Annotated in this window: 11 protein-coding genes; 4 read left to right on the plus strand and 7 right to left on the minus strand. The window is 58.6% G+C overall.

Features of this window, described 5'->3' with window-relative positions; all coding sequences use genetic code 11:
• Positions 1 to 100 precede the first annotated feature (100 nt).
• Positions 101 to 454, minus strand: coding sequence for a hypothetical protein (locus NKG95_RS29170; RefSeq protein WP_353043211.1), 354 nt, complete (start codon positions 452 to 454; stop codon positions 101 to 103).
• Positions 451 to 654: a hypothetical protein gene (locus NKG95_RS29175; protein WP_352775688.1), complete on the minus strand. Its 204-nt coding sequence runs from the start codon at positions 652 to 654 to the stop codon at positions 451 to 453. Before NKG95_RS29175 ends, NKG95_RS29170 begins: the two co-directional genes overlap by 4 nt.
• Here NKG95_RS29175 and NKG95_RS29180 point away from each other — a divergent pair.
• Positions 653 to 847, plus strand: coding sequence for a hypothetical protein (locus NKG95_RS29180; protein WP_353043212.1), 195 nt, complete (start codon positions 653 to 655; stop codon positions 845 to 847). The two genes, NKG95_RS29175 and NKG95_RS29180, sit on opposite strands and share 2 nt — an antisense overlap.
• A 14-nt stretch (positions 848 to 861) precedes the next feature.
• Positions 862 to 1,035, plus strand: coding sequence for a hypothetical protein (locus NKG95_RS29185; protein WP_353043213.1), 174 nt, complete (start codon positions 862 to 864; stop codon positions 1,033 to 1,035).
• 14 nt (positions 1,036 to 1,049) lie between these two features.
• Here NKG95_RS29185 and NKG95_RS29190 read toward each other — a convergent pair whose 3' ends face one another.
• The 4 genes from NKG95_RS29190 to NKG95_RS29205 form a co-directional block, all read right to left on the minus strand.
• Positions 1,050 to 1,253, minus strand: coding sequence for a hypothetical protein (locus NKG95_RS29190; protein WP_353043214.1), 204 nt, complete (start codon positions 1,251 to 1,253; stop codon positions 1,050 to 1,052).
• An 81-nt stretch (positions 1,254 to 1,334) separates the two neighbouring features.
• On the minus strand, positions 1,335 to 3,797 hold the full coding sequence (locus tag NKG95_RS29195; RefSeq protein ID WP_353043215.1) for a DNA-directed RNA polymerase: 2,463 nt from the start codon (positions 3,795 to 3,797) through the stop codon (positions 1,335 to 1,337).
• A gap of 153 nt (positions 3,798 to 3,950) precedes the next feature.
• Positions 3,951 to 5,189 (minus strand): RtcB family protein, encoded by a 1,239-nt coding sequence (locus NKG95_RS29200; RefSeq protein WP_353043216.1) that lies wholly within the window; start codon positions 5,187 to 5,189, stop codon positions 3,951 to 3,953.
• A gap of 732 nt (positions 5,190 to 5,921) precedes the next feature.
• Entirely contained in the window at positions 5,922 to 6,518 is a 597-nt protein-coding gene (locus NKG95_RS29205) for a hypothetical protein (protein ID WP_353043217.1), read from the minus strand.
• 102 nt (positions 6,519 to 6,620) lie between these two features.
• On the opposite strand from NKG95_RS29205, the gene NKG95_RS29210 reads away from it, so the two are divergent.
• Both NKG95_RS29210 and tcmP read left to right on the plus strand, forming a co-directional pair.
• On the plus strand, positions 6,621 to 7,382 hold the full coding sequence (locus NKG95_RS29210; RefSeq protein ID WP_353043218.1) for a DUF5131 family protein: 762 nt from the start codon (positions 6,621 to 6,623) through the stop codon (positions 7,380 to 7,382).
• A 91-nt stretch (positions 7,383 to 7,473) separates the two neighbouring features.
• Positions 7,474 to 8,646: a three-Cys-motif partner protein TcmP gene (gene tcmP / locus NKG95_RS29215; RefSeq protein ID WP_353043219.1), complete on the plus strand. Its 1,173-nt coding sequence runs from the start codon at positions 7,474 to 7,476 to the stop codon at positions 8,644 to 8,646.
• 12 nt (positions 8,647 to 8,658) lie between these two features.
• On the opposite strand, the gene NKG95_RS29220 is transcribed toward tcmP, so the two are convergent.
• Positions 8,659 to 9,244: DUF4145 domain-containing protein (locus NKG95_RS29220; RefSeq protein ID WP_353043220.1), on the minus strand; the 586-nt coding region annotated here is incomplete at its 5' end.

The following is a 9,244-nucleotide window of genomic DNA, read 5'->3' on the forward strand; positions in this document are numbered from 1 at the left end:
GCAACATTGAAGCCCTGATTTGTGAGCTTGGCCCACAGGTCGACTGGAATTGGGAACCCCCGCTTCCAAGTCAGGATGGCTGCGTTCAGTGCTGGGGTCCTCACGCGGCAGCCTCGCTGCTGAGAACCAGTTCGACGGCGTCGGGGAACTTCTCGACGATCTTCTCGACTGAGGCATTGATGCCCAAAGCGAACCGGACGTATTGGGTCAGGACCTCGTGGATGTCCGACTTGTTGACGGTGACAGCCTTGACCTGACCGAACGGGGCCTTCTTGGTCTTGCCCTTGGGGGCCAGCTTGAAGCGGTCGACGTAGTAGGTGCCAGGGGCCTCGACGAGCCTGATGTAGCGAGCGCCCGAGGTTCCCTTGACAGTGTACGTCTCACCCTCGGTCAGCTTTGAGGCGTGGTTTGATCGGACGCAGATGACCTTATCGCCGTCGTTGAAGTTGCTCATGCCAGTTCGCCTTTCATGTATGCGTCGATGCCACGGAACTCGGCGCGCTTGCCGTCGTCCCCGTTGATGAGGTTCTTGGTGACCGTGAAGGCTTCCTGAGCAGGAATGCCGAGGTGGTCTGCGAGGGTGAGGAAGACTGCTGCTGCGCCCATGATCTGGATTTCAGGGCGGAAGTCCTGCAGTCGGTCGAGGACGGTCATGGACGCCATTGCGACGTCGCGTGGACCGGCCATGTTCAATACGTCACGGTTAAGCCGGGGCATGTGGGCCTTTCGAGTTGGTGATGAAGAAGAGGAGGATCAGGATGAGGGCGATGACGGAGGTGGCAGCTTCGATGCTCATGCGGCCACCCAAAGGATCGCTTTGCGACCTGATCTTGTGGTTCCGTACTGACCCGAAGCTCGGGCATGGCCCCGCTCGACAAGGTGTCTCAGGTTTCCCGAAACGGCCTGATGCTCACGGCCAATGAGCGCCTCGATCTGCTGACAGGTGACTCCGTCTGGGTTACCCCACAGCGCCTCCATGATCTCCGTGTCGAGCTTGCCAGATACGGGCCTGAACGACTTGAACGCTTCTGCTGAGGTTGGCTGGTAGTTCATGCAGCAACCCTACGGTTGCGGAACTGAGCCTTGCGCTGCTCCTTCTTGCCGAAGTAGCCGTTCTCTTTCAGGCCCTCGATCAGGGACCTGCGGACCTCGTAGCGGTCAGTCTTGGAGGCAGCCGCTAGGTCGATGTTGACGTCGCCCACTGTGATGTCTTGGTGGGCAGCACCCATGCGGATCGTGATGGTGTTCTTCATGTGAAATCCTTCGAGAATGTTTCGTAGGGCTAGTGGTCACCTTATTCGCCACTGTCGAGAAAGTCCCGATAGTGCAACGATCTAGGCAAAGAAGAAGTCTGATCTCGTGACCTCGTTAAGATTCAAGTCTCCTTTGGGCGGCAGCACTTCGATCTCTGAAGCTGGCGCTATGGTGTTGATGATCCAATCTCTCAACGAGTTGAGTGGATCTTGGCGGTACATCCCGACGAACACCGACCGGAGGGTCGCTGCTAAGCGGGTAGTGTTGCAGGCGTGGGTGCCGTAGCTGTCGTGGATCATGGCGAAGTCCGTCATGCCCGAGGCTGCCAGTTCGTCGACCGTGAGGATCATGGCCGAGGCATCCATGGAGTGGACGTAGTTGGGGCTGATTGAGGTGGCCTGCTTCGAGACGTCGATCTCATCGCTTTCCTCCCAGTTTATGAGCTGGTGGATAGAGCCGTGTATCTTCGTCTTGATCAGCCGCCGCCGCATGTCCTTGTAGCTCTGGAACCCCACGAACCCGCTTGGCGTCCCCCAGTGCATCGGAAGGTTCTCCTTCGCGACCGCCCTGGCCGTCTTCTGGAGCCACCCCATGGCCTCCCTTGCGGCGATCACCACGTCCCCGATGCTGTCCCAGACAAGGCTGGCGAGGAAGCCGATGGCCTTCTTCAGTTCGTCACCGAGGTTGTGCTGGTAGCCGGCTGCGAACTTGGCCTTCACCGCCTCGTCCACATACTTGAGGCACGACCGTGGCGTTCCCCCGTAGGGCAGCACCATGACCGGTCGCTTGGTGATCTTGCGGTCGATCCCCATTGTCAGCCACTCATGCGCCCATCGTCCCTTCTCCGCAACGTTCCCTTCAGTGGAGAGAACAAGACGCAGTTGTCCCATTACTCGGTCAGCGACTAGCTGATAAATGTCCTGCGGCTTGTCCGATGGGATCAGGTTCACCGCCCGCCCGCCGACACTGTCGAGGAGCATGGCCGAGAAGTGCTGAAGCCCGTTGCAGGAGCCGTCGAGGGCGATGGGAAGATGCGAGACGAAGTCCTCGCCGTACCCGGCATCAACCCAATCCCGGTACTCGAAGCAGAACGCAAGGAAGCACCATGGCTTGTCGGCCTCGGTCCACCATCGGTTGCCAATGGGGTCTCTAGCCGACCGGACGATCCTACGCCAGTTCTCCTCGACCCACGCCACACGCTCCGTGAATGACACCTTGTCGATGCCGAATGTGTTAGCGCCATGGATCATGAGCCAGCGAGCACCATCCACACCGATAGGCTTCCCCTCTGCGAACCGCAGCAGTGCCTTGACGTTGTCGCTGCCCTGCGGGTGCAGAACCAACGGCACCGGGTAGGCGCGCCCACGGAAGTCGAGGTTGTGGGGGAAATAGATCGCCCGCTCGGGCCGGAACTTAACAGCCAGGTCGAGGAGGGTCTGCTGGTGCAGGCGATCCTGACGGAGCTGAAGGTTGGCCGAGTAGACGTCCCGGGCTGCCCACTTCCATTCCCGCAGGGCGTCGGGGTTGGTGTCGATGTCGTGGGGCCGGTCGGGCATGGGCGAGTCACCGGACACTAGGCCGGCAATGCCTTCACCAGACTTGGCCAGCTCCTGCATCACGTCGAGGATCGCCCCGTTTATCTGCCACGGCGTCCGCTGGATGGCATTGAGGCCACGGATGACGCGAGACAGATCGGCCTGCTTGAGCAGTTCGAGCTGCTCCCTGCGGCCCCGGCGAACGAAGGGGAGCGGCCTGTCCAGATCGGTGTGGTAGCCGCCACCAGAGAGCCCGGTCCAATCCTTCGGAGGGATCAGCGTCGGAAGATACTCAGGGCACAACCACTCGCCACCAAGGACCGACTGATCGATCCATGCTCTGGCGCGATCCGTCAGGTGGACAAGGTACTGGTCGCGGGGTGCGTTCTTGTCGCCACCCTCGCTGGCCTGCTCTATGACGGCCAGTCCAGTATTCTCGCAGAACAGCTCGACCATCTTGATCCCGAGGTGGATCATGTCGGTGCGGCTCCAGCGATCCCAAGGGATGCCGTGCTTGCCCATGGCGTAGGTCAGGACGGTGGCCTTGTGCCGCTCGGTCGCCCCATCGTCGGACAGCTTCTTGCTCTCCCAGAGGAACCGGTCCTTGTCGAGCCGCATGAACTCGGTGAAGCGGGCTTCAAGCTCGACCGCACGGGCAACTGTCACGGCCAACGTCATGAGTACCGGAGCGCGCGGCTTCATCATGCGCCCTAGGATGGCCCTGCAGGCGAGATACGAGACCACGTTTGGGTCCATGTCCTTGACCAGCTTTGCCGCCACGGCGCGGGGACCAGGACGACCAGTGTAGACCTCGTCAATGAACTTGCTGAGGGCAGACGCCACCGGGCCAATGGCGCTTTCGAGGATCGATCGGCCCGTGTCGGTGTCGTACCCGCGCTCCTTGTCGAAGTTCTTACGGACCCGGGTGAGATATCGATCCCGCCCGAGGCCAGACATTTCGATCTCCAGCTCGATCTGCCTCTGGAGCATAAAGTCGTGATGGGACATTCAGTTTCCTTGCAAAGCTGTCAGCCAAGACGCCGGCATAGCGTGGGGCGTCAGGGAGGTTGAGCTGGATGGCCAAGAGGCAGAGCTTGATCTCCTCGTAGGAGAGGTCGCTGTGCTGCATCAGACGGTGGATGCCCTTGCGGTTCTGAGCCATTAGGCACCCACCTCGTCGACGATGATCGTGTCGGCGCGGGTGCCACTCACGCCCTTCCTCTTCTTGAGCCACGGTTGGTAAGCCTCGCCGGCCATGATGCTGCCGTAGGGCTGGATGGTGTCGGTGATTGTTGCAAGGCCGTAATGGGCGATCTGGCGCCGCACCTCAGGGGCGTTCTTGTAGGCGCTCGGCAGTTCGGATAGGTCGACCTTTCCGTTGAAGGCGCGGACGTCGAGCCCCTTGGTCTCCTCGGCGAAGACCTCAGCCGGGTCGCGGCCAGCGATGTTCGCGAAGTGCTGCTTGCGGGAGAAGTTTCGGCCAGCACCGTGAGGGGCGAACCCGAGGGAGTTCGGATTGTCGACATGGCCGGCGATCAGGATCGGCTCGGTGCAGTTCATCGGGATCAGGGTGCGACCATCATCGTCGGGAGAGAACCCGGCGTAGTTCGGCGTGGCACCCTTGGCATGGTAGAAGTGGTCGCCGCGCCAGAAGACGAAGTTGTGTTCGTTCCAGAATCGATCGATCGGTCGGGACTGCACCAACTCAGCGACGATGTCGTGAATGGCGAAGTGGCTCGCCTTGGTCCAGCGCCGGATCAACTGCAGGGCAGCCCAGTAGTGCATCCCGTCGAGAGTATCGAAGGGGATGTATGCGTTGTGCTTGAGGTCCTTGCTGTACCGGTGGGCGGTCCTCATGCCGGCCTTGTAGAGGATCGCTCCAGGCTTGCGGCTGCCGTGGTGGGTGACGATGACCGTGTCCCCGGTGGACGCCAGTGTGCCGACGTAGAGGAAGTGGTTGCCGTCCCCCTGAGTGGCGAAGTAGGTCACCGCCTCGTCGCCCATGTCGCGGAAGAACGGGTTGTTCTCCATCTTGGCGATGAGGTCGAACGGTGGCTTCACCACCCGGTCAGGCGCTCGACCACCCATGCCGAAGTGCGTCGTCGCCATCGCCCACGTCAAGACGATAGCCGGGTCCACCTTGCCGAGATTGGTGTAGGCCATCGAGCAGCACACGTCAGCCGAGTGCATCCCCGGGTGGATCGCGCCGCGCACCTTGGCGACACCGCCGACTGGGATCGTGCCGGGAGCCTGACCAGCGGGGCAAGCATCAGGCAGCACGGCCAGCGCCTCGACGGTCTCAACCTTAGACAGCTCGGTGACGTGGTCGATGACCTTGGCGTAGTTGTCGAACTCGTGGTCGGTGCCGGCCTGCAGATTGATGTGGATTGGTTTGGCCATGAACGTCTGTTCTCCTTTTCCCACACGATTTCCCACAACGGCGGGTTTCCCACAAAATCCGTTGCACGAGTGGAGAGGTTAAAATGAAATGCAAAACCCCGGCACAAACCGGGGAATTACAAGGCGTTGAGGGGTTAGTTGCGTGGGTGCAAAGGACTAGGACGGGATTTTAAGTCCCTTGCGTCTACCAATTCCGCCACGTCCGCAGGCCAGTCCTTTTCAGATGCGGGCAGGGGCCGTCAAGCCGTCTTCGGCGGTCACGGGTTGGTGGCGCGGCCCATGGATGCATCGAGAGCTCCGAGTCGAAGCCGTAGCGGTTCTGAGTGTCGACTGCGAAAACCAAGACAAACCGGCCAAAACAAAAAACCCGCCTCGGGAGGCGGGTCGTCGGAGCCAATTAGCACCATATTCAGATTAGTAGCATAGCTGCCGGCACAAAGCAAGAACAAAGTTGCTCCTTGAGCGTTGGACGCGGCTTCATTCTAGCTTGGGGTTCCTCGCTCCCACGAAAGTTGGGGAGAGGGTGGCTCGGCGAAGCCGAGATGGAGAGGGAGAGCCGCGCTCTACGAAGGCTCCCTCCCCGCATCGCGGTGGGCGAGGAACCCAGGTCTTGAGAGGCCGGCGCGGCGACTGCCTCTGTCGCCTTCGGCCACATCTCCTCCTTGAGGGGGAGATCGGCAACTTCGTCTTGTGCTTCCTCGCTGGTCAAAATCCTCGCGGTTACCGGGGGAGCTAAGCCGGCCGAATCCCTGACCCTTCGAACGAGCTCGTGATGGCATCGTCGCTTAGACCTTGATCAATCGCCTCGATCAGCCGTTCTCGGGAATTGAGCGCCTTCTTTCGCGAGGGTGCACAAGCAAAGAAATCAATCTTCACAGAGCCGGTTAGGTTGTTGTAGCCGTCCAAGTTCACTTGAACCGGAGCAAGCTCAAAATTGACTTTCCAGTGATCGGTGGCGACCACCTGCTCCACGTGATGTTTGACTGAATTGAACAGCCGGGCCCAATGTTCCGGTCTGACCTTGGTATACCAGCTGCTGACGACTTGAAGGTACCCGCCGGCTATCTCTCTCAGGTGTTTATCCAAGGATAGATCGCAATGGGTACCCAGGTCACAGCCGACAGAGAAGATAGGGGCACTCGTCGAGGCCAACCGCTTCAAAAAGACTTCAAATTTGGCAGAATTCAAAGACTCTGTTATCTCCCCGACAAGTTCTGGTCGCCCTCTGACGTCGACAAAACCGTAGTTGCTTCGAACCTGACTGTGGAACGCTGGGTAAGGCACAGTGATCGCCTCGGTGTTCTCAGAGTGAGAAATATTTGCTCCCACGGATGAAACCCCCTGACCTAAACGATTGATTGCATTCCTTACGTCATCGTCCTGTGATCAGATTTTGTGCGTGTCAAGCTAGCGATCAAGGAGTTTATTATCATGGCCGAAACAACCATCGAATGGACAGATGCGACCTGGAATCCGGTGGCCGGTTGCTCGCTGGAATCTGACGGATGTAAATTTTGCTACGCGATGCGTATGGCAGCGCGCCTTGAAGCGATGGGCGTGGAGAAATATCGGGGTCTCACCCGTAAGAGCGGTGGAAGGGCAAAATGGACTGGAAAGGTAACGGTCGACCAGAAAGCGCTTACCACGCCGGCAACATGGAAGAAACCGCGCAGGGTCTTTGTGAACTCGATGTCCGATCTGTTTCATATCGGCATCCCGGTTGACTTCGTTCGTCAGGTTTGGACTGTCATGGCCGATACACCGCGGCACACCTACCAGATCCTCACCAAGCGGCCGCAGCGCATGGCTGAAGTCTTGTCGCGAGGCGACTTTCCAGTGCTGGAGAATGTTTGGCTTGGAACGAGTGTCGAGGACAAGAGGGTGCTCCATCGTTTCGACGAATTGCGCAAGGTTCCGGCATCGGTGAGGTTTGTCTCGCTGGAGCCCTTGATAGGGTCAGTCGCGGGCGCCGACCTGACCGATATCCACTGGGCAATTGTGGGCGGCGAGTCTGGCCCAGGGGCGCGCCACATGGACCCGAGTTGGGTAGATGAAATCGAAACGATGTGCCGGCATGCCGGCACCGCGTTCTTCTTCAAGCAGTGGGGCGGGCGCAACAAGAAAGCGACAGGCCGCACTCTTAACGGTCGCACTTACGACGAGATGCCGGCGGGCTGCACCATGCATATTTGAACGGTACACTAGAAAAGCTACCCTTAGCCACATATCGTCTTTCCGTCGGCCGGCAAATTTCCCCGGCCGAGGACGGCAGGGACAGCAACCAATGGAAGAGATTTATTCGGGTCGCGAGCAAACCGCGGCAAAACATTTTATTCTGAGAAAGTACCTGCAGTCCTTAGCGTTTAAGGTGCTTCTCGGTGGCTATCCTACGTTGACTTATGTCGACGGTTTTTCTGGGCCGTGGGAGGCCCGGACTAATGACTATTCCGACACATCATTCATGATCGCGATCCAGATGTTGAAGGATGCGCAGCAGCGTATCCGAGAGCAGACAGGGCAGAATAAGAACATCCGCTGCTTTTTTGTGGAAGCTGATCCGGCTGCTTTCGCGGAGCTGGACAAAGCTGTCAGGGCTTTCCATGATCCGTCTGGTAGCTTCCATGTCCACACTTTTTGCGGCCGGTTTGAGGACTCAGTGGATGCGGTCACCAAAGTCATAGGAACATCTTTTGCTCTGACTTTTATCGATCCGACTGGATGGACCGGATACGAGTTCGACAGGGTCAGACGCATAGTGGGCTACAAGCCCGGTGAGGTCCTGCTCAATTTTATGTTCGACCATGTCAACCGATTTACAGCCTGGGACGATCCCAAGATCGAAGCGTCATTTGACGGCATCTTGGGCGCCGGCTGGAAGGCCCGGCTAGATCCCCTCCTACCACGAGACATTGCTGTCCAAGCGCTTTTCAGCGGCGAGTTCCGCAAAGCAGGCCAATTCCATCACGTCCTTCTGACGCCTATCGAAAAGCTGGCAGATCGTCCTTTTTTCTGCATCGCATACGGGACTCGCAAGATCGATGGATTGGCCACTTATCGAGAGGTGGAGTTCGCAGCTCTCAAAGACCATGGACTGCGAAGGATTGGTGCCCGACAGGCGATTGAAACTGCAAAGACGGGGCAGATGGACTTGCTTTCTGCGTCCGGATTTAGCGGTCCGACCCCGGTTGAGAAACAGATACCCCTCATCAAGGCCGATGCTCGCCGGTGGCTGTTGACTGAACTTAGGCTCAACAAGGGAGGGTGTCCCTTTGGGAAAGTTTGGCCGCTAATAATCGAGACGTTCATGTTGCGAAAAACAGACGCTGGACAGATCTGTGTAGAACTCGCTGCGGAAGGAATCGTCCGGGCATCGTGGCGAGACAATGGCTCGAAGCGCCGCACCCCAAACGACGCCGACGCGATCGAGTTGACGGCAAAGGGGGCTGCTGCGCTTTAAGGCTCAGCGCACTCAGGTTTGCGATTTAGCAGGCGATTTGGCCTGCTTAGGTGCTGCTTTCGCATTCTTGGGACGAGGCGGCACCTTAGCCTTCATCTTAGCGATCTTGGCGGCCGCTGCCTTCTTCCTGGTTGGGACAACGAATGAATCGTATATGAAGCCTTCAAGAGTATCCATAAGAACATCCAGATCGTCGACCGATGGTTTCCAACCGCGGTGGGCAGACGCGCTCCCGGCATCGATCAGCACGTCGAGATGCTCTCGCTCAGAATCCTTGATGAGTTTCTTCGTAACCATGTCGTCCAACTTCTTTTGAAACGGCAGGCCGGCATCAATTCCTAGAATCTCTGCTGCAATATCAAACGACGTTCTCACTCCGATCGCAGCAAGCATTTTCAAGTCTTTATCTAAGGCGCCATAGAGCTCCGACAGCGACTGGTCGAGGGGGACAACGCCTTCAATATCTGTGGCAATACCGTTGCCAACGAACCATTCTGTATGACCCGGAACGTGAACAACGTCGAGGCAGCCGGCCAGGAGCTGATGAAGTGGACCAAGCGTGGCCCCAAATGGAACCAAGCGGTGCGCGTCTGGATCG

The organism is Mesorhizobium sp. M1423 (assembly GCF_040317575.1).
In the GTDB taxonomy this organism is placed as follows: Bacteria; Pseudomonadota; Alphaproteobacteria; order Rhizobiales; family Rhizobiaceae; genus Mesorhizobium.

Bases quoted from the DNA above. Each gene is read 5' to 3' on its own strand.
- NKG95_RS29195 (WP_353043215.1), bottom strand. From the start codon at position 3,797: ATGTCCCATCACGACTTTATGCTCCAGAGGCAGATCGAGCTGGAGATC.
- NKG95_RS29185 (WP_353043213.1), top strand. From the start codon at position 862: ATGGCCCCGCTCGACAAGGTGTCTCAGGTTTCCCGAAACGGCCTGATG.
- NKG95_RS29210 (WP_353043218.1), top strand. From the start codon at position 6,621: ATGGCCGAAACAACCATCGAATGGACAGATGCGACCTGGAATCCGGTG.
- NKG95_RS29200 (WP_353043216.1), bottom strand. From the start codon at position 5,189: ATGGCCAAACCAATCCACATCAATCTGCAGGCCGGCACCGACCACGAG.
- NKG95_RS29180 (WP_353043212.1), top strand. From the start codon at position 653: ATGGACGCCATTGCGACGTCGCGTGGACCGGCCATGTTCAATACGTCA.
- NKG95_RS29190 (WP_353043214.1), bottom strand. From the start codon at position 1,253: ATGAAGAACACCATCACGATCCGCATGGGTGCTGCCCACCAAGACATC.
- NKG95_RS29175 (WP_352775688.1), bottom strand. From the start codon at position 654: ATGACCGTCCTCGACCGACTGCAGGACTTCCGCCCTGAAATCCAGATC.
- NKG95_RS29170 (WP_353043211.1), bottom strand. From the start codon at position 454: ATGAGCAACTTCAACGACGGCGATAAGGTCATCTGCGTCCGATCAAAC.
- tcmP (WP_353043219.1), top strand. From the start codon at position 7,474: ATGGAAGAGATTTATTCGGGTCGCGAGCAAACCGCGGCAAAACATTTT.